Origin of the sequence: Pseudomonas fluorescens (genome assembly GCF_003732425.1) — a bacterium.
GTDB lineage: Bacteria > Pseudomonadota > Gammaproteobacteria > Pseudomonadales > Pseudomonadaceae > Aquipseudomonas > Aquipseudomonas fluorescens_BE.
The window spans coordinates 24,184-44,950 of the sequence record NZ_MOBX01000013.1 but is presented as its reverse complement, the minus strand read 5'-3'; the positions used below and the strand labels follow the sequence as shown (position 1 = coordinate 44,950).

Annotated in this window: 14 protein-coding genes; 9 read left to right on the top strand and 5 right to left on the bottom strand. The window is 56.7% G+C overall.

The genetic code is table 11. The features are described 5' to 3' along the window. The first annotated feature begins 66 nt into the window (after positions 1–66). The 3 genes from BK670_RS10625 to BK670_RS10615 all read left to right on the top strand — a co-directional run bounded on the left by BK670_RS10625 (position 67) and on the right by BK670_RS10615 (position 4,423). On the top strand, positions 67–1,122 hold the full coding sequence (locus BK670_RS10625) for a tetratricopeptide repeat protein (RefSeq protein WP_123449713.1): 1,056 nt from the start codon (positions 67–69) through the stop codon (positions 1,120–1,122). A gap of 131 nt (positions 1,123–1,253) precedes the next feature. Next, complete coding sequence (locus tag BK670_RS10620; RefSeq protein ID WP_123449712.1) at positions 1,254–2,756, top strand: ATPase domain-containing protein; 1,503 nt, start codon at positions 1,254–1,256, stop codon at positions 2,754–2,756. Continuing rightward, complete coding sequence (locus BK670_RS10615; protein ID WP_123449711.1) at positions 2,753–4,423, top strand: ATP-binding protein; 1,671 nt, start codon at positions 2,753–2,755, stop codon at positions 4,421–4,423. Before BK670_RS10620 ends, BK670_RS10615 begins: the two co-directional genes overlap by 4 nt. Before the next feature lie 82 nt (positions 4,424–4,505). Here BK670_RS10615 and BK670_RS10610 read toward each other — a convergent pair whose 3' ends face one another. From BK670_RS10610 to BK670_RS10590, 5 genes are read right to left on the bottom strand one after another with little or no spacing between them, the layout of a single operon-like run. Then, the gene (locus BK670_RS10610; RefSeq protein WP_103304982.1) at positions 4,506–4,883 is read right to left on the bottom strand and encodes a response regulator; all 378 of its coding nucleotides are present in this window, start codon (positions 4,881–4,883) and stop codon (positions 4,506–4,508) included. Between the two features lie 44 nt (positions 4,884–4,927). Beyond that, on the bottom strand, positions 4,928–6,142 hold the full coding sequence (locus BK670_RS10605; RefSeq protein ID WP_123449710.1) for a hybrid sensor histidine kinase/response regulator: 1,215 nt from the start codon (positions 6,140–6,142) through the stop codon (positions 4,928–4,930). After that, entirely contained in the window at positions 6,136–6,729 is a 594-nt protein-coding gene (locus BK670_RS10600; protein WP_123449709.1) for a chemotaxis protein CheB, read from the bottom strand. Before BK670_RS10600 ends, BK670_RS10605 begins: the two co-directional genes overlap by 7 nt. Next, positions 6,726–7,559, bottom strand: a complete 834-nt coding sequence (locus BK670_RS10595) for a CheR family methyltransferase (protein WP_095120878.1) — start codon at positions 7,557–7,559, stop codon at positions 6,726–6,728. The genes BK670_RS10600 and BK670_RS10595 overlap by 4 nt, the downstream gene beginning before the upstream one ends. Continuing rightward, positions 7,559–11,050, bottom strand: coding sequence for a response regulator (locus BK670_RS10590; RefSeq protein WP_123449708.1), 3,492 nt, complete (start codon positions 11,048–11,050; stop codon positions 7,559–7,561). The genes BK670_RS10595 and BK670_RS10590 overlap by 1 nt, the downstream gene beginning before the upstream one ends. A gap of 262 nt (positions 11,051–11,312) precedes the next feature. Here BK670_RS10590 and BK670_RS10585 point away from each other — a divergent pair, with 262 nt between their 5' ends. From BK670_RS10585 to BK670_RS10560, 6 genes are all read left to right on the top strand, one after another. Continuing rightward, a complete protein-coding gene (locus tag BK670_RS10585) occupies positions 11,313–11,672 on the top strand; it encodes a response regulator (protein ID WP_123449707.1) in 360 nt (119 codons plus the stop codon). Between the two features lie 174 nt (positions 11,673–11,846). Beyond that, positions 11,847–15,671 (top strand): hypothetical protein, encoded by a 3,825-nt coding sequence (locus BK670_RS10580; protein WP_259697551.1) that lies wholly within the window; start codon positions 11,847–11,849, stop codon positions 15,669–15,671. Between the two features lie 127 nt (positions 15,672–15,798). After that, positions 15,799–17,109: a glycosyltransferase family 4 protein gene (locus BK670_RS10575; protein WP_123449706.1), complete on the top strand. Its 1,311-nt coding sequence runs from the start codon at positions 15,799–15,801 to the stop codon at positions 17,107–17,109. A 119-nt stretch (positions 17,110–17,228) separates the two neighbouring features. Next, complete coding sequence (locus BK670_RS10570) at positions 17,229–18,116, top strand: phosphatidylinositol-specific phospholipase C domain-containing protein (protein ID WP_123449705.1); 888 nt, start codon at positions 17,229–17,231, stop codon at positions 18,114–18,116. Between the two features lie 68 nt (positions 18,117–18,184). Then, on the top strand, positions 18,185–19,090 hold the full coding sequence (locus tag BK670_RS10565; protein ID WP_123449704.1) for an AraC family transcriptional regulator: 906 nt from the start codon (positions 18,185–18,187) through the stop codon (positions 19,088–19,090). Positions 19,091–19,435: 345 nt separating this feature from the next. Next, a complete protein-coding gene (locus BK670_RS10560; protein ID WP_123449703.1) occupies positions 19,436–20,746 on the top strand; it encodes an ABC transporter substrate-binding protein in 1,311 nt (436 codons plus the stop codon). Positions 20,747–20,767 lie beyond the last annotated feature (21 nt).

Here is a 20,767-nt window from a genome sequence, read left to right as displayed (position 1 = left end):
TGACTCATGGCCCGAGCTGACCGAAGCTTGCCGCTCTGCTCAAGAACGCCTGTTTCGGAAACCTGCATGCCTCAGTCTCGCCGCTATCTGCTTATCAGCCTGGGCCTTGTGCTTGTCGTCCTCGTGGCCTGGTTGTGGCTGCGCAGCACCGCCCCGGTCGTCCCCGATGCAATCAAACACGGCTACAGCGAAGCGCTCGATGCCGCGCGTAAGGGGCAACCGGGCGCGGCACGCCAGTTGTATCAACAGTTGGGCCGGCCGGACATCTCGGTCAAGCGCCGTGTGTGGCTGCATGGCGAGTTACCCAATTATCCGAGCCCCCAGGCGTTGAAACTGGCCGACACAGACCTGCAGAACGAATCCCCCGCCGTGCGGCTGGCGGCGATCAGAAGCGTGGTGGGACTGGTGCCGGGCGGGCAACGCAGTTTGCTGTTCGGGCCAATGCTTGAGGATGAGGATCAAACCGTACGCTTTGCCGCGGTCAATGCCCTGCTTGGCTTGACTCCGGACGAACTGGGCCTGTATTTCGCGCCGCTGCAACAGGCGATCGACGGCTGGGAACAAACGCTCAAGGCGCAGCCGGAAAGCGCCGCCAACTACGCGCAACTGGCGCGACTGCATCTGCACAATGCCGAACTCAAAGAGGCGCAGGACGCGCTGGACAATACCCTGCGTCTGGAACCCGGCAATCTGCAGGCACTGGTGATGCAGATCGATGTCCTCGACCGCCAGGGTCAAACCGACGCCGCCCGGCAACTGCTGGGCCAGCAACTCAAGGCACAACCTGATTCTGCCTACCTGCAACATGCCCTGGGGCTTTGGCTGTTGCACCACGATCAGCGCGAATACGCCCTGCTCGGTTTGTCCAAAGCCGTCGAGCTTGAGCCGGACAACAAGGATTACCGCTACGACCTCGCCACCACCCTGCACAGCGCCGAAGAACTGGAAGCGGCGCAGAAGCAGCTGCAGGAAATCGTTCAGCGCCATCCCGCCGACCGCAAGGCGCGGGTCTTGCTGATCAACTACTGGAAGGAAAGCGGACAACTGCAGAACGTGCAGATTCTGCTGGCGCAACTGGAGCAGTTGAACCCCGATGATCCCGCGTTGCAGCAAGGCCTCTGAACCACTTTCGACAGCTCGTTTGAGACATCCGGTAAGGAATTTCGGAACTGCCATCACGCCGCAAGGTCAAGGTATTCAGGCCGTTCAATTCGTTGGCGGCCTCGCTTCCCTTAGTCATGAGAGGGCAATTTTTGTCTACTTCTAACGAGTTGAACAGTGCGAAAGCCGCTACCGGCATTGGAGGTCTGGACGATATCCTGGCCGGTGGCCTGTCTCGCGGTCATGTTTTCTTGCTGGAGGGCGAACCCGGAACCGGCAAAACCACGGTCGCTTTGCATTTTCTCCTGGCCGGCGCGAAAGCCGGCGAACGCTCGTTGTACATCACGCTCTCGGAAACCGAGCGCGAACTAAGGCAAGGGGCGTTGTCCCACGGCTGGACGCTGGATGACAACATCAAGATCTTCGAGCTCACGCCTCCGGAAAGCCTGCTCAATGCTGAACACCAGCAGAGTCTGTTGTATTCCTCCGACCTGGAACTGGGCGAAGCCACCAAGCAGATTTTCGAAGCGGTCGAACGCTTCAAGCCGACGCGGGTAGTGCTCGACAGCCTGTCCGAGATCCGCCTGTTGGCGCAAAGTTCGTTGCGTTATCGCCGGCAGATTCTGGCCATCAAGCATTACTTCGTGCGCTATAACGCCACGGTGCTGCTGCTTGACGACCTGACCACCGAGTCCCTCGACAAAACCGTGCACAGCGTGGCTCACGGGGTGATTCGCCTCGAAGAACTGACGCCCAATTACGGCGCCGAGCGGCGGCGCGTGCGGGTGGTCAAGTATCGCGGGCAAAAGTATCGCGGCGGTTTCCACGACTTCACCATCATGGGCGATGGCGTGCATGTGTTCCCCCGTCTGGTGGCGGCCGAACACCGTGGCGACTATGCGCGCCTGCAACTGTCCAGCGGCATCCCGGAATTGGACGCGCTGCTCGGCGGCGGCATCGAGACTGGTTCCAGTACGCTGATCCTCGGCCCTGCCGGTACCGGTAAATCGCTGATCTCGATGATCTTCGCCGCAGCTGCCGTGCTCCGTGGCGAGAAAGCCGCACTGTTTATCTTCGATGAAGAGCTGGGCCTGCTGTTTGAGCGCATGAAGAACATTGGCATCGACCTCAAGGCCCTGCAAGCCACCGGCAATCTGTTGATCGAACAGGTCGACGCCGCCGAACTGTCGCCGGGCGAGTTCTCCCACCGCGTGCGGCGCTGCGTCGATGAAGGACAAATCAAAACCGTGGTCATCGACAGCATCAACGGCTATCAGGCGGCAATGCCGGAAGAAAATGCGCTGGTGCTGCACATGCACGAACTGTTGTTGTACCTGAACCGCAAAGGCGCGGCGACGTTCATGACGGTCGCCCAGCATGGTCTGGTCGGCGATATGCAAGCGCCGGTCGACATTACTTATCTGGCTGACACGGTGATCCTGTTGCGCTACTTCGAAGCGCTGGGCAAAGTCCGTCGCGCGATCTCGATCATCAAGAAACGCACCGGCAGCCACGAATCGACCATTCGTGAATACCGCATTTCCACACAAGGCATGACCATCGGCGAACCGCTGGAAGCCTTTCAGGGCGTATTGCGCGGCGTCCCCACCTACCTCGGCGCGAGCAATCCGTTGCTGCAGGAAGAGCGCTTGTGACGGTTCAAGTGCCGCTGGCCGAACGGGCGCTGATTCTCGCGCCCGTGGGTCGCGACAGCCAGATTGCGCTGATGATCCTCAACGAGGCGGGTTACGGCGGCGTCGTAACGCCTACTCTGAGTTCGCTGTGTACGGAACTTGAAATCGGTGCCGGTCTGTTGCTGGTCGCCGCCGAAGCCTTGCGCGGGCCAGAACTGGAAGCGCTGTTCCATTATCTGGAACAGCAGCCAGCCTGGTCGGATCTGCCGATTGTGCTGTTGACCCATCACGGTGGTCAGGAACAAGGCCCCTCCTCACGCCTGAGCGATCTGCTGGGTAACGTCACATTCCTGGAACGACCGTTTCATCCCGCGACACTGGTCAGTATGGTCTCCGCAGCGCTGCGCGGGCGCCGACGACAGTACGAGGCCCGCGACCGGTTGATCGACCTGAGTGAAAGTGAACGACGTCTGCAGTCGACCCTGGAAACCCTGGAACAGCAGGTCGAGGAACGCACCGCACAACTTCGCCATAACGAAGAAGCGCTGCGCCAGTCGCAGAAAATGGAAGCGGTTGGCCAACTTACCGGCGGTATCGCCCACGACTTCAACAACATGCTCACCGGCATCATTGGTAGCCTCGAATTGTTGCGCCGGCGTCTGGCCCGTGGTCGTACGGACGACCTCGACAGCTTGATTGATCTGGGGGTGACCTCGGCCAATCGCGCCGCCGGCCTGACTCACCGTTTGCTGGCGTTTTCACGGCGGCAGTCGCTCGATTCCAAAGCCGTGCAAATGAACACTCTGGTGCTGTCCATGGGCGAGTTGCTGCAACGCAGCCTTAATGAAAGCATTCAGCTGGACATGCGCCTCAACGACAAGTTGTGGGTTGCGGAAGCGGATCCCAATCAGCTGGAAAGCGCCCTGCTCAACCTGGTGATCAATGCCCGCGATGCCATGCCCGACGGCGGCAAACTGGTAGTCGAGACCAGCAATCAGGTGCTCAATCGCGGCTTCACCGAGGCCTACAACAACCTCGAACCCGGTGATTACGTGATGCTCAGCGTCACCGACAACGGCAGCGGCATGCCACAAAGTGTCGTCAACCGTGCGTTCGATCCGTTTTTCACCACCAAACCGATCGGCCAGGGCACGGGGCTGGGCCTGTCGATGATCTACGGTTTCAGCAAGCAGTCACGCGGGCATGTCTCGATCGACAGCGAGATCGATGAAGGCACCACAGTCAGACTTTACCTGCCGCGCTTTCGTGGTGAAGAGCTGGCCATCCCCGCCCCCGATGTTCAACAACTGCCGGAGGCGCTTCACGGCGAAACCGTGCTGATCGTCGAAGACGACCCGGCCGTGCGCGTGCTGGTTTGCGCGGTACTCGGCGAGTTGGGTTATGCCTTTGTCGAAGCCTGGGATGCCGACAGCGCCGTGCCGATTCTGAATTCGACGCAGCGCATCGATCTGCTGATCAGTGATGTCGGTCTACCGGGCATGAACGGCCGGCAACTGGCAGAGGTTGGCCGTCAATACCGGCCAGGTCTGAAGGTCTTGTTTATCACCGGATACGCCGAGCACGCGGCGGTGCGTGGCGGGTTTCTCGATTCGGGCATGCAGATGATCACCAAACCGTTCACGTTTGACCTGCTGACCGCCAAGGTGCGGGAGATGATCAAAAGCTGAAACGTTGAAACGCTGAACCTGTAGGAGCTGCCGAAGGCTGCGGGTTACAAAGATCGCAGCCTTCGGCAGCGCCTGCGAGATTTCAGGCCAGCAGTTCCTGAATCTTTTCCTGCAACACATCCAGATCAAACGGTTTTTCCAGAATCGGCGCCTTGCGCGTGATCGGACTGCCGGTCTCGCGTATTTCCTGCGGATAACCGCTGATGAAAATCACCTTCAGATCGGGACGCAGCTTTACCGCAGGCTCGGCGATCTGCACGCCGGAAATCCCGCCAGGCAGGCGAAAATCGGTGATCAACATGTCCAGATGTGGCTTGCTCGCCAGAATCTCGAACGCCTGCTCGCCATTTTCGGCCTGCAACACGCGATATCCCTGCCCTGACAGGTAATCCGTCAGGATCATCAAGATAACCGGTTCGTCCTCGACGACGAGTACTACATCTTGTGCATCTACGCTCATGGGAAGCCTTTGTTCGGTCAATAGCTGCTGATACGACCGTGCGGTCACTCAGAGGTTGCGTCGGATGTGCCGTTTTCCTCGACCGGCAGACAAACGCGAAACAGGGCGCCCTCGTTGATTTCACTCTCGACGACGATGGAGCCGCCATGGGCGGTGACGATCTGCTCGGAAATGAACAGACCCAGCCCAAGACCGGCCACTACTGTCTTGGCGGAGACCCGTTCGAACTGTTGGAAAATGCGCTTCTGGTTCTCTGCGCTGATGCCGATTCCGTGGTCCTGAACCTCGACCCGCGCCTGGTTGCCCTGACGGTAGACGCGTACCTGAATCGGGCTTCTGCCGCCGTAACGCAAGGCATTGGTCAACAGATTGGAAATGACCTGCTCGATGCGGAACTCATCCCAACAACCCTCCACCGGATGCTCCGCTTCGAAGGAAACGGTGGTTTCCGCCGCCTCGATCTGCTGCGCGAAATTCTGCAGCAGATTGCTCACCAACTGCACCAGATCAAAACGGCTCGGGCGGATCGACAGCTTGCCGGTACGGATCCGCGAGACGTCGAGCATGTCCTCTATCAGCCGGATCAGACTTTTGATCTGCCGCTCGTCGCGATCGACCATGGCGTGCATCTTGTCGAGGGTGAACGCCGCAGCGTTGTCCCGCGCCAGGTGCATCTTGCGCAATTGGGTTTCAAGTATCAGACCGTTGAGCGGCGTGCGCACTTCGTGAGCGACGATGGACATGAAGTCATCGCGCATCCGCACCGCTTGCTCAAGTTCCCGTTGGGTGCTCTGCAACTGTTGCAGCAGTGCTTCCTGCTCGCGGCGGGCCTGCTCCAGGGCTTCGACCTGTTGCTTCATGGCTTTGCTTTGGCGATACAGGTCGACAAACACGTTGACCTTGCTCTTGACCGCGTGGATGTCCAGCGGCTTGTGCAGGAAATCCACCGCGCCGCTTTCGTAGCCTTTGAACGCGTAGTTCAATTCACGGCCGGCGGCGCTGACGAAAATGATCGGGATGTTCTTGGTTTTCTCGGTGCCGCGCATCAACTCCGCCAGCTCAAAGCCGTTCATGCCAGGCATCTGCACGTCGAGAATGGCCATGGCGAACTCATGTTGCAGCAGCAGTGACAGTGCTTCGTCCGCCGACAGCGCTTTATAAACAGTGCGGTCTTCACGTTTGATCAGGGCTTCGAGAGCTAGCAGATTTTCTGGCAGATCGTCGACGATCAGCAGTTTTGCCTGGATATTACTCAGCATGCGATTCGTTCCAGCTCGACTAGCAGACGGCCGATGCCGTGAATGGGTAAGACATGATCCGGTGGCTGAATTTTCAGCGCTGCCAGAGGCATGGTGGCGACTTGAGCGTCTTCGGGGTCTTGCACGATGGTCAGGCCGCCGTGGCGTTTGACCTGCGCCAGACCCCGCGCGCCATCGTGGTTGGCGCCGGTCAGCAACACGGCAGCCAGTTTTGTTCCGTAGACGTCGGCAGCGGATTCGAAAAGGTAATCGATCGATGGCCGGGAATGATGAACGCGCTCCTCAAGGCTCAAGGACAGACTGCGATCCTGCTCCACCGACAGGTGATAACCGGGGGTCGCAAAATACACCGTGCCGGCCTCGATGTCCTGTTTGTCCGTGGCCTCTGCCACCGGCAGCGCCAGACGCCGGGCAAACACTTCGGCCAATTGGCTGCGGCGCTCTTCAGGCAAGTGCAGCACGATGATAATCGGCAAGACAAACCCCTTACGCAGAGGGCCAAGCAGATTCATCAATGCTTCGACACCACCGGCCGAAGCACCGACCACAATAGCCTCGATTCGAGGCAGATCCGTGGTGTCGTTCATGATTTTCGGTAGATCCGTTCTTGTTTTACCAATGGCTCGAACTGGTTGGCATAGCTGGAGAAATCCAGCGTTTCTTTACTGCCGAGCACCAGAAAACCGCGATGGCAAAGTGACTCATGGAACAACCCGAACGCCCGATCCTGCAATTTCTTGTTGAAGTAGATCAGCACGTTGCGGCATGAAATCAATTGGGTTTCGGAGAACACGCTGTCGGTGGCCAAGCTGTGATCGGCGAACGTCACGTTTTCACACAGGCTCTTGTCGAAAATCGCGTAACCATAGGCGGCGGTGTAATAGTCGGCAAATGAACACTGACCACCTGCCTGTTGGTAGTTGGCGGTGTAGGCACGCACGTTCTCCATCGAGAAAATGCCTTGCTTGGCCTTGTCCAGCGAGCGTGGGTTGATGTCAGTAGCGTAGATGATCGTGCGATCAAGCAGGCCCTCTTCGCGTAGCAGAATCGCCATCGAATAGACCTCCTCGCCGGTGCTGCATCCGGCGATCCAGATCTTGATCGACGGATAGGTCCTGAGCAGCGGCACGACTTCCTTGCGAATCGCCAGAAAGTGCGACGGGTCGCGAAACATCTCGCTGACCGGAATCGTCAGCAACTGCAGCAATTGCATGAACGCGGTCGGGTCATGCAGGACTTTTTCCTGCAACGCCGAAATGGTCGCGCACTCGAACTGACTCAACGCGTGTTGCACCCGGCGCTTGATCGAAGCGCCTGAGTAATCGCGAAAGTCATAGCTGTACTTGAGGTAAATCGCCTCAATCAACAGCCGCAATTCGATTTCGCTGTTTCGTTCCACGGAGTGACTGCGTTCCACTAAATGCGTTCCATCTTCGGTAACCACACGCGAATCAACGAGAACAGCCGATCCAGGTCGATGGGCTTGGCCAGATAATCGTTGGCGCCAGCCTGCAGGCAGCGCTCCTGATCGTCCTTCATGGCCTTGGCCGTCACCGCGATGATTGGCAGTTTGCGCCAGCGCGGATCCTTGCGGATTTCAATGGTGGCTTCAAAACCGTCCATTTCCGGCATCATCACGTCCATCAACACCAGGTCAATGTCCTCGACTTCATTTAATTTCTCAATCGCCTCACGGCCATTACGGCCGATCACCACGACTGCGCCTTTGTGTTCCAGGGCGCTGGTCAGGGCGAAGATGTTGCGCACATCGTCGTCCACCAGCAGCACTTTGCGACCCTCGAAGACCTTGTCGCGGCTGCGCGCGGTCTTGAGCATCTTCTGCCGTTCATGGGACAACTGCGATTCGACTTTGTGCAGAAAGAGTGTGACCTCGTCCAGCAAGCGCTCCGGCGAGCGTGCGCCCTTGATGATGATCGAACGCGAATACTTGCGCAGTTCGGCCTCTTCATCGCGGGTCAGGTTGCGACCGGTATAGACGATGACCGGCGGGAACGAACAGATGTCTTCGGTGGACATGCGTTTGAGCAGCTCATTGCCAAGCATGTCCGGCAGCTTCAGGTCGATGACCATGCAGTCGTAGATAGTCGTGCGCAACAGCTCCAAAGCATCCTGCGCGAGGCCGACGGCGGTGATTTCGATGTCTTCGTCGCCGATCAGCCGCGCAATGCTTTCGCGCTGCAAATCGTCGTCCTCGACCAACAGCACACGCTTGACCTTCTGGGTCAGTTTGGCTTCGAGACGGGCAAACACATCCTTGAGCTCTTCGCGCGTGGTCGGTTTCACCGCATAGCCAATGGCGCCCATGTGCATCGCCGCTTCGACCCGGTCCTCGACCGAGATTACGTGCACCGGGATGTGCCGGGTTTCAGCGTGTTCTTTCAGGCGTTGCAGCACGGTAAGGCCAGAGTGATCCGGCAGGCGCATGTCGAGCAGAATTGCATCCGGGACAAATTCCTTGGCCAGGTCATAACCCTCATCCGCACCATGGGCGACCAGGCACTGATAGCCCAGTTCGTGCGCCAGATCGTAGAGGATGTGCGCAAAGTTCGGCTCGTCTTCCACCACCAGAATGCAACGCGTGGAGAATGGCGCCTTGTTGCGGTCATCGGCGAAGCGCGGAATGTGCACCGGCGCCAACGGCGAAACCACCGGCGCTACAGGCGCGCTGACCACAGCCGCTGGCGGGGTAAAGGTCAACGGCGCGAAAGGCACTTCATTGGACTCGTCGAACTGCTGCGGCAACACCAGCGTGAACACGCTGCCCTGTCCCGGCGTGCTGCTGACGCTGATCGAACCGCCGAGCAACGTCGCCAGATCCCGCGAAATCGACAGGCCCAGACCCGTGCCGCCGTACTTGCGGTTGGTGGTGCCGTCGGCCTGGCGGAAGGCTTCGAAAATGCTCTCCTGCTGATCGGCGGCAATGCCGATACCCGAATCGCGCACGATGAACGCAATCCGATCGTCAGGCTGACCGGCGATGGTCAGACTCACCGTACCTTTCTCGGTGAATTTCACCGCGTTGGACAGCAGGTTCTTGATCACCTGCTCCAGACGTTGGCGGTCGGTGTACAGCATGCCCGGCGCGCCGGGCTGTAAATCGACACTGAAGGTCAGCTGTTTGTCTGCCGCCAAAGGCTCGAACACGCTGCGCAGACCATCGGCCAGACGCGCAACACTGGTGTTCTCCGGAATCACCTCGAGCTTGCCCGCCTCGACCTTGGAGATGTCCAGAATGTCGTTGATCAGGTTGAGCAAATCGTTGCCGGCGGAGTAGATCGATTCGGCAAACTTGACCTGTTCGGCGCTGAGATTGTCCTGCGGGTTCTCCGCCAGCAACTTGGCCAGAATCAGTGAACTGTTCAGCGGCGTGCGCAGTTCGTGGGACATGTTGGCGAGGAATTCGGATTTGTACTTGCTTGAGCGCTGTAATTCTTCGGCGCGCTCTTCGAGTTGCACCTGGGCCTGATTGAGTTCGGTGTTCTTCAGATCCATGGCATCGCGTTGCTCGGCCAGGGTCTGCGCCTGTTCGGCAAGCTGCTCGTTGGTCTGTTCCAGTTCGACTTGCTGGGTTTCCAGGTGCGCCTGGGACTCCTTGAGAATCCGCGACTGCTCTTCCAGTTCTTCGTTGGCGGTTTTCAGCTCTTCCTGTTGCACCTGCAACTCTTCGTTGAGTTGCTGGGTTTCGGCCAGCACTTCCTGCAGGCGCTGGCGATAGCGCGCGGCTTCGATGGAGGTGCCGATGTTGCCGGCAATCAGTTCCAGCAGTTCGATATCGCGATCCGAGAGCGGACGCAGGAAACCCAGTTCGATCACGCCATTGACGCGGTCGTCATCGCTGGTCGGCACCACCAGCACACTATGCGGCAAGCCCTCGCCCAGCCCGGAACTGACTTTAAAGTAGTCAGACGGCACCGAATCCAGACGAATCAGCCGCGCCTGCTGCGCCACTTGGCCAACGATGCCTTCGCCGCTGTAGATCGCCTGATCCTGCTCTTCCTGTTCGCGGGAGAAGCCGTAAGTGGCCACACGCTTGAGGCCACCGTGTTCTTCACGCACATATAGCGCGGCCACGGCGGTACCCATGTATTGCGCGCAGAACTGCAGAATATTGCGCCCCAGCAGATTCAGCGTCAGTTGCCCCAGCACCTGCTCGGCGAGTTCGGTCTGACCATTGCGCAACCAGGCCTGTTGTTCCAGACGCTCGGCACTGGCTTGTTGTGCGTTCAGTGTGGCGCTGTAACTGTCGGAGAGATTGACCAGATCGCGCCTGCCGATATAAGCCAGCAAGCCGCTGATACCCGCGATGAAAATCAGGTAGAGACTGATGCTCCAGATCGTGGTGCGGCGCACGTCTTCATTGCGCGTGGTGCGCAGGACCTGTTCGGTTTCGATGACGTCTTCGAATTGCTTGCGGATTTCGTCCGTCAGGCGCTTGCCCCGTCCGGCCTTGACCGCGCCCCGGTAATCGCCGCTGGAGCGCTGCAGATCAATCATCGACTGGGCGTAATTGGACCACTCAACCTGCAAGGCTTGCAGACGGCGCAGACGATCGGTTTGCACCGGGTTGTCGGCGGTCAGTTCGAGCAAGGTACTGAGGGCCACCGCGATGCGCGGCTTGGCCGTTTCGTACGGATCGAGGAAATGCTCGTCACCGCTGAGCAGGAAGCCGCGCATGCCGGTTTCCAGATCCACAGTGAGCTTCACCGCTTCGTTGGCGTTATTGATCACCCGGTCGGTGTGCTCCACCCACTGGATAACCGACAGCAGATAAGTGATCAGCGACACGAAGAACACGGCACTGAGCACACCGACGCCCAAGGGCAGACTGATGTTGCGGCTCAGGAGTTTGCGAAACCGTTGCTCATCAACCGTAGACGGAGAGGACATGGGGCAGCCTTGTCGAACTGTTGAAAAACAGGGAGTTTGCCCCAAAACGACGGCATGGATCCATTTTTCTCACACCTTTCGCCGCAAATTCCTACATTCACCGGCACGTTTACAACCTTGAACAGTTATCCTTGCGCGCCCGTCTGCGGCTATGCTTTTTTTGTTGCAGGCAGGGAACTTGTGGCACTGCGCCACTTACTGATGCAAGAGCCCGGCACTTTTGATCGGCCGGCGATCCTGAACTGACTTTCGAGAGCCCAATATGTCTACCTCCGCCCCCACCATTCTTGTCGTAGAAGACGACAACATCGTGCGCATGCTGATTGTTGATGTGCTGGAGGAGTTGGAGTTCACGGTGCTCGAAGCGGTCGGCAGCGACCAGGCACTCGAGGCTCTTAAGGACGCAGCCAAACACATCGATCTGATGATGACCGATGTCGGTTTGCCTGGCATGGATGGCCTTGAACTGGCAAAAGAAGCACGAAAATTTCGCCCCGCCCTGCCGATTCTATTCGCCAGTGGTTATGCCGAAGGCATTCAAGCGCCTGAAGACATGCACGTAATTGGTAAACCGTTTTCGATTGATCAGTTACGCGACAAAGTAAAAGGCATTATCAACTAACACAGCTTTTTGTTGCGCCCCTTCAAACAATCACGAAGGGGCTACGCTGCCTGCATTAATCGCGAAAAAACACCCCGCCTGATTAACAACTGAATAATAAACTTACACAGCATTACTTGATGGGTGACAAAGAACAGATGAGGATATCCGCCACACCAAACAAATGGATTTCTCATGAACCTTACCAATATAAACTGGACAACTCACAATGATTTGCCGAATCCAGTTCGCCACACTCAACTTGACCACGCCGAGCGCCTGGAAGTTATATACAAGTTAAAACAGTACCAGAACAAGACCAGCCCCTCGCAGGTCATCAATCTGGCCGGCACAACCATTACCCTCGAATCCGGCTCAACGCTTGAGAGCGCTTTGCAACCTGGCAGGAAAATGCTGCAAAACTTGTGCGCGCAAGAGGCCTTCAAAAAACTCGCGACCACTTTGAAGTTCCCTGATGACTCAACATTTGCAGTAACAGCCGAAGGTGAGATACAAGCAAAATATTCAGGTAACACACTGGAGTTCGCCAACGCATTCAAACTTGCACCCACCCTCAAAGATGATCTTTCGACGCTTATTGAAATGGCCGAACTGAGCGGAGGATGTATTTCCCTGGCTGAACAAATCGAGCTGGGACAATGGCTGAAGTTTCATGACTTTCTGATTCCCCAAACCGTTGCTGAATGTTCCAAGCTGACAACATTCATGACGCAACCACCTGTAATGACACCGTCGTTTGGTAACTATTGGGAAATGATCAAGTCTGGAGTCGACAACTCGGTCACTCTTTCTGCCGATCAACGTAACGAGTTCCGTAGACTCATTTCCAGTTACTTGCAGGGTCAGTCTCTGCTGGAACATCTTTCGCACAGCATCTTTGGCGGGCGGGCGGCACCTTTCAAACGCTCGGAAGCTGAACATACTCTTGAACGACTGGTTTCCAGTCCCATTGCGCTTCAATGGGCCACTACCTATGTGCGGGATTTGGGCTGGTATGGCGCGCGCGAAAATCAACCGCAATCAGATGAATCGCTCAAGCAGTTGATGCTGACGTCCCTGCTGCTTGATCTTCATCCGCGAATCGGTGAGCCAGAGCCGCGTAATCAGGTGGCAGGTTTCGATTTATATGCCGTCGAGCATATAGAGCAGTCCTTCGCCGATGTTCAGACGGCATTCGAAAAGCACCTCATCCGGCATCACCGGATCAGCCAAAAAAATGCAGCGTTGGCCGCTCACTTGTTACTTGCTGAGGCTGCGCCGGAATTTCTGGTGAAAGAGTTGCCTGCAACCCTGGCGTTGGGGACCCCGCAATGGGTCGAATTCTGCCGAATCGTGGCAGTGCAGGAAGCCATCGCGCCGGGATCGACGCGCTCGATGAGCTATACCGGATTGCACCAACTGTCGACGCTGAGTGCGGTCTCCGGATCCCGCAAGACGCTCGACGCGCTGGCGGCAGGAGACGCGGTGATCGATTGGGCGATACTCAACGAAATCATCACCCACGATGACGTAGCGAAATCGATCCGGGGCGCACTTGAAAAAGCCTCCGGCGCTTACGCCAGATTTGCCGGGACACTCGCTGAGACGGCCGACACGCTGGCTCGCCCTTTGCCAACCCGTAGAAGTGTTTCACTGGACATCCTCGAGCAGGTCGCCAAAGGATGCAGCTATCTGGAACATGACGTCATGCATCAGAAGAACAATCTGGCGTGGGTAGATGCCTATGGCGACCGGGCTTCTCTATCGCCTGTGGAATTGCACATGTCCAATGACCTGGCGACCAGGGAATGGGACCTGAAGAATGGAGGAAGCATCTACACAGAGTTTCCTCGCATGCTGCCCAATCTGATTGCGCCTGATGGTGAGTTTCACCGGCAATTCAATCGCGATTACCTCAAACATATGAAGGCAATGGACACGCACTTGAAGCAAGCGTTTTGCGCAATGCCCATTGCGGACAGAACGCGCTTGCTGAAAGGCAAGGTGACGGTTTTCAGTCTCAGGCCCTCCGTCGCGAAACTTCAGACGCTCAACAATCTGCCAACCAATCCCGTATCGTCGACCCTTTACACAATCCTGGGTACTACCTCACGCAAACCGACGGAAAGCCATAAAGAAATAGAGGAGTCAAAGGGGCGCTATGGTGTAGTCCTCTGCGCCGAGTTCGAGGGCCGGATGACGTGTTACGAACTTTTCACTCTGCACGGTACCTGTCGCGAAAATCCACGGCTGGCGGCGCTGATTGAAAAAGAAAACCTGCTGAATACCAGTGTGCGCAGCGACGAAAAAGGCTATTCGCTGCCTGCGACAGTGCATCCACTGCCGACGAACATCGAGAGTTATACCCATGGCGTCCCGCCCGGCCTCATTGAAGTCAGTTCGGGTGTGATCGATAAGATCGGGCAGTTGCCAATGTCTTCGTCCCCCGAGGCCATCAAAGGTTATTACCAGAGTTTCTACTCCAGCGAATTCGACCCGCTGGCGAATTTCGTACTCAAGCACCGACCGATCGCAACTTATGATGAGTTGGTCAGGGAATGTTGGGGGCAGACTCGCCTGGAGGCTCTGCGCGCAGATCGGGAAGCCGATCTGGACACCTTCCTCAATTTCGTGGTGCCCTTTAAATCCTGTATCGAAGACTTGAGTTCGGACGACGTCGAGCGACAAATTCAAGGGGCGGGAGCGTGTGCGCTAGAAGCTGCGATGACTATTTTGCTGGTAGTCGGTGCGGTGGCTAAGGTTGTCAGCATCGTTGCCAAAACCATGACCATTGCCACCAAAGCCAGCACACTGGCCAAAGTGGGTCTGGGGTTGGTCAATAATGTGTTCAACCCGCTGGACGGCGTACCCGATCTGTTGTTCAAGGGCGGGAAACTGTTGCGCAAGGGCTTCAATAGCGGTTTCGCCCAGCTGGAAAACGTGCTTTCCGATGCCCGCAAATGGTCGGGCACTCCTCCACAACGGCACTTGGCCGCGACAATTGATCCAGACACTATTCGCCTCGCAGAGTGGCGGCCTGCGCAAGCGTCTGAGGACATCGTTCAGGTGTGGGCGACACGCCACAATGATGAATGGTTCGCGCTGAACTTACGGGGCGAGGCCTGGGGGCCAGCCCTGAAAAACATCAAGCCGCGAGAAAAATTTTCGTTCCTTAGGTTGTTCAAACGATCGACACCTTTCAGTTACACAAAAGCCTATCTGAAAAAAGCCACGCCGCTTGCTCAGAGCAAGCTGGACAACACACTCCAGCTATTGTCGGAGATCGAAAATGACGATGTCCGCTCTATTGTCAAATACGTTTTCGGCACGGACTCGGACGAAGCCATCAACTACCTGAGCAAGAATTTGCGGGCAATGCGCAAGGACCTCGGATTGTTGGGGCATCACCATATGTCTTTCCGCAAACGTGGCACCGATACACTAGCCGCGTTAAAAACCACAACTTATAAACACTGGAAAGCCAGTCTTGATGCGGGCACGCAGCTGGATGACAGCGCGGCGAAATTCCTTGCGATCTATCCTGACAACCTGGATGAATGGTACCAAGTAGCCAAATACGACGATGCCCGGATTGGCGATGTTCTTGTCCACGAAATATCTCACGGCGCGCCAGGCACACTTGATTTCTATTACGGAGAAGTCAGAGCCGGTATCATCCCGGCAGAATACGATGCGGCAGGCTTGATGGATTTCGCTCGAAATGCTCGCAAGGCACACCCGAAGAATCTCGCTAACCCTCACTACGCTTTTGCGAGCGTTAAAGACTTCGAAGAGTTTGAGGCGACCCTCCAGAGCTGGCCGAAAATCGTGCAAGACAACCCTGCATTGATCAATGCCGAGTCCTATTCAGTGGCGGTCTCGCTGATCGATCAGAGCCGGACTCATCCGGCCACTTTTGCGTTTAACCTTGCGACTCTCCAACGTGCCATAGATGGTACAGAAGCGGAGAAATTTCTGAAGGGGCCGCTCTTGCTGAATCTGGCACACCCGCACTTCTAAAGTCGGTTTACGCAGCAAGCCTGGCTGCGGTATTGAGGGATATTTTGGACAATCGGGCGCATACCCTACCCCTGTGGTTTAATTGCGCCCTTTTTTACCCCTCGTTCGCCGTGAAGGAATGTTGTCAATGATTCAACCCGCCGCTACCAAAGTCCTGGTTATCGGATACGTCTGGCCCGAGCCGCGCTCCTCGGCGGCGAGCGGGCACGTCATGCAAATTCTTGAAACGTTCTTGCAGCAGGGTTGGGCGATTACCTTCAGCAGCCCGGCAGGCCCCGGCGAGCACAAGGAAGATCTGGCTGCGCTGGGTATTCGCGAAGTCCCCATAGAACTCAACAACAGCAGTTTTGACACCTTCATCCGCGAACTGGCGCCGGACATTGTCCTGTTCGACCAGTTCATGATGGAGGAGCAGTTCGGCTGGCGCGTGGAGAAACACTGTCCGAATGCGCTCCGCGTGCTGGAGACCTCCGATCTGCAAAGCCTGCGCCACGCCCGCCACCATCGACTCAAGGAGCGCCTGAAAACCAACAGCGATCAGGATGACTTCAGCGATCTGTTTGCACCGGCATTGCACGAAGAGTTTGAGTTGATGGCCGGTAGTGATTTGGCCAAGCGAGAAATTGCGGCGTTGTACCGCTGCGATCTGAACCTGATGATCTCCGAAGTGGAAATCCGATTGCTGATCGAGCAGTTCGGCTTGCCCCGGCAATTACTGCACTGGTGCCCGTTGATGATCGACCCGCCTGCGGTCGAACCTGCGGCATTTGCAGATCGGGCGCACTTCCTGAGTATCGGCAACTTCCGCCACGCACCCAACTGGGATGCGGTGCTATGGATGAAAAGCACGATCTGGCCGCTGATTCGCCAACAATTACCCCAGGCACAATTGCACATCTACGGCGCCTACACGCCGCCTAAAGCGACCGCGCTGCATAACGCCAGCGAAGGTTTCCACATCATGAACTGGGCCGAAGATGCATTGCAGGTGATGTCTGCCGCACGAATCTGCCTGGCGCCTTTGCGCTTTGGCGCTGGCATCAAAGGCAAACTGGTCGACGCCATGCTCTGTGGCACCCCCAGCATCACAACACCGATTGGCGCCGAGGGTATGCACGGCGGTCACGCCTGGCCCGGTGCGGTCACATCGAGCGCAAGCGAGTTCGTCGGCAACGCCGTGGCGCTTTACAACGATGAGGCGCGTTGGCAAGAGGCCTGCCAAGCGGGGTATACGCTGCTGAATGAACGCTACTCGCAATCCATACATGGTTTGGCGCTAATCGAAAAACTGCGTTATTGCCAACAGCACATGCATGACCTGAGAGCCAAAAACTTCACTGGAAGTATGCTCCGCCATCACTCGCACAAGAGCACGAAATACATGTCGCAATGGATCGAAGCAAAAAACCGCAACGATAAACAAATACCGAACCCATAAGAGACTACTTCTACACGATTTGCATTAATAGCAAACTTGGTAAACCAACAAACAACCGTTATAAACATCCTGCGCGCACAACTTATACAAAAATCAAACCCAATTGCAGGATGTAAAACATGAACAACCTTGACAACTTCCAAGCTTATCAATGGATGGCAGACACGCCGCAAATCGACAACTTGTCGCTATTTGAATTGACCTTGCCAGGCGCACATAACGCTGGTTGCGACGGTGAGGCAAGTTATGCGCTACTCCCAAGCAAGAACTGGCTGGCCTGTCAGGATGCACCCTTCTTTTCACAACTTAATCGCGGCGCCCGGGCTCTCGATGTGCGCCTGACGGTCGATGACAACGCGACAGATCTGGCAAAGTTCCGCTTTCACCACGGAGGTTACCTTTCCTCTCGTACGCTCGAAGACCTTGTACGTGATTTAAAAGGCTTTTATGAAAGAAACCGCGATGAATTCATTATTCTCGACTTCCATGAGCTGGGAAGTGGCAAGACTTCCTTTGATCATTCTGAATTTCGGGCATTGATGTTGAAACACCTGGGTGACCGCATGATTCCAAAACAGAATCTGCATATGACTCTGGGCCAGCTCAAGGCAATCAGTCCATTGCAAAGAATCATGGTGGCCGCTCCGATGACCTGGAGTACACAGGAGAATCGGTTTTATAAACAAATTGAACATAAGTGGATCGGTCAACAATTCGTCACTACGTCCGAACTGCAGGGTTATATCAAAGAAGTAATGAAAACCAACATCAGCACCCTGTACCCATGGTCGCTGTCGGCAACCAGCTTTACCGCTTTCGGCCCTCAACGAATTCTCGAGGATCTCGACACATGGTTCGACCCTGACAAATCCGACTGGGCAAAAAAGTGCAATATCATCAATTTCGACTTTATAAAAAACTCGAACATTGTGCGTTTCTGCCAGAAGGTCAATCAGCAGAAAGCTGTTGAAAAATCCCGACGCAACGTTCACGAACAAGCCGTTTGAGTGCAACTGGCGCTCACCCCGCTAAACGAGGCATGATCGGCACGCGATAACAACAAAAGCTGCCCGCCATGACCCGAACCGCCCGCGTGACCGACCCCTCATACGAATTGATGGATGACCATAACGGGTTGTCCATCATTTACCGCCAGCACGGCTTCCCTTGCCCACTGGTGCGCTGGCACTTCCACAAGGAATACGAACTGCACCTGATCGTGGCCAGTTCCGGCAAGGTGTTCATCGGCGACTACATCGGCAATTTTTATCCCGAAACGCTGTTTCTCACCGGCCCCAACCTGCCGCATAACTGGATCAGCCAGGTGGCCGAAGACGAGGTCGTGGAGAAGCGTGACATGCTGGTGAACTTCACCGACGAGTTATTCGAGAGTGGCCACCAGGTGTTCGCAGAATTGAAAAGCCTGGCGCCCTTGCTGGAGCGCGCGCAGTACGGCATCGAATTTCGCTGCAAGCGTACGATCCGCCAGGCCATGACACTGATGCAGCGCATTGCCGACAGTAAGGGCATCACCCGCCTCGGGCACTTTTTCATTCTGATGGAGCTGCTTGCCGCCAGCGATGATTTCCAGCTGTTGTCCGGCGCCACCACCCCGCAACTGGCCGACGAGCACAATATCGATCGCACCAACCGGGCTGTCGATTACATTTTCAGCCACTACGCCCGCGACATTTCACTTGAGGAAGTCGCCGAGCACCTGGGCATGACGCCGACCTATTTCAGTCGTGTGTTCAAACAGGCCACCGGGCGCAATTTCATCGAGTTCGTCAATCGCCTGCGCATCAGCAAATCCTGCGAGCTGCTGGCTGATGGCGACAAACCGGTGACAGAGGTGTGTTTCGAATCGGGCTTCAACAATATTTCCAACTTCAATCGGCGCTTTCAGCAGCTCAAAGGGATGACGCCGTCGCACTATCGCCGGCTTGCCGTGCAGCGCCTGACTGAACAGAACCACCATTGACAACGCAATTCCCCCCCTGTGGGAGCGAGCCTGCTCGCGAAGGCGGAGGATCAGTTGGCAAATCTGTCGCTGACACACCGCTTTCGCGAGCAGGCTCGCTCCCACAATGGACCTCGCAATGCTGTGAAACCTGTACGCATTCGATAGCGCCCCCTCGCTGAAAAGCCCTGCCCTGCGTTCGCCCCACAAATGCCCAGTGCAAAAAAGTATCGATCAAAGTGCTAGGGATGATTTGTCAGCCCTGCGATTGAAGGCTGTAATCAGCGCACATTCTTCCTGCACAGGAAGACACAAAAACAATAACTGTCCTTCTGTAACCCACCGGGTGCAGAAAAGGAGTGCACGATGCAACCGACTGCAAAAGCTCTGCTTGCCCTCACCTGCATGACCCTCAGCAGCGTCAGCCTTGGCGCCCAGACCCTGACCATCGCCACCGTCAACAACAGCGACATGATCCGCATGCAAAAGCTCTCGAAAACCTTTGAGACCGAGCATCCGGACATCAAGCTCAATTGGGTCGTGCTCGAAGAAAACGTCCTGCGCCAACGCCTGACCACCGACATCGCCACTCAGGGCGGTCAGTTCGACGTGTTGACCATCGGCATGTATGAAGCGGCACTGTGGGGCGCCAAAGGCTGGCTGGAACCGATGAAGGATCTGCCGGCCAGTTATGCACTCGACGATGTATTCCCGTCGGTGCGTGAAGGCCTGTCGGTCAAGGGTTCGCTGTACGCCCTGCCGTTCTACGCGGAAAGCTCGATCACCTATTACCGCACCGACCTGTTCAAGGATGCCGGCCTGACCATGCCCGAGCGTCCGACTTGGGAAGAGATTGCCGGTTTCGCTGAAAAACTGACGAAAAAGGACAAGGAACAGTACGGCATCTGCCTGCGCGGCAAGGCCGGCTGGGGCGAGAACATGGCGCTCATCACCACCGTCGCCAACGCCTATGGCGCGCGCTGGTTCGATGAGAAATGGCAGCCGGAATTCACCGGGCCGGAGTGGAAAAACGCGCTGAACTTCTACGTCGACACCATGAAGAAATCCGGCCCGCCGGGCGCTTCCAGCAACGGTTTCAACGAAAACCTCGCGCTGTTCAACAGCGGCAAATGCGCAATGTGGGTCGATGCCAGCGTCGCCGGCTCGTTCGTCACCGACAAGACCCAGAGCAAAGTCGCCGATCACGTCGGCTTCACCTTCGCACCGCATCAAGTCACCGATAAAGGTTCGGCCTGGCTGTATTCATGGGCGCTGGCGATTCCGACCAGTTCCAAGGCCAAGGACGCAGCCAAAACCTTCAGCGCCTGGGCAACTTCCAAAGAATATGGCGAGCTAGTGGCCAAAACTGACGGCATCGCCAACGTACCGCCCGGCACCCGCGCTTCGACCTACAGCGACGCCTACATGAGCGCCGCGCCGTTCGCCAAGGTCACGCTGGAATCGCTCAAGGCGGCAGACCCAAGCAAACCGACGCTGAAACCGGTGCCTTACATCGGCATTCAACTGGTGACCATTCCTGAGTTCCAGGCGGTGGGCACCCAGGTCGGCAAGCTGTTCTCGGCAGCGCTGATCGGCCAGACCACGGTGGATCAAGCCTTGGCTGCCGCTCAGCAAACCACTGAACGCGAGATGAAGCGCGCCGGTTATCCCAAGTAACCGCTAAACGACTTGCTCCTG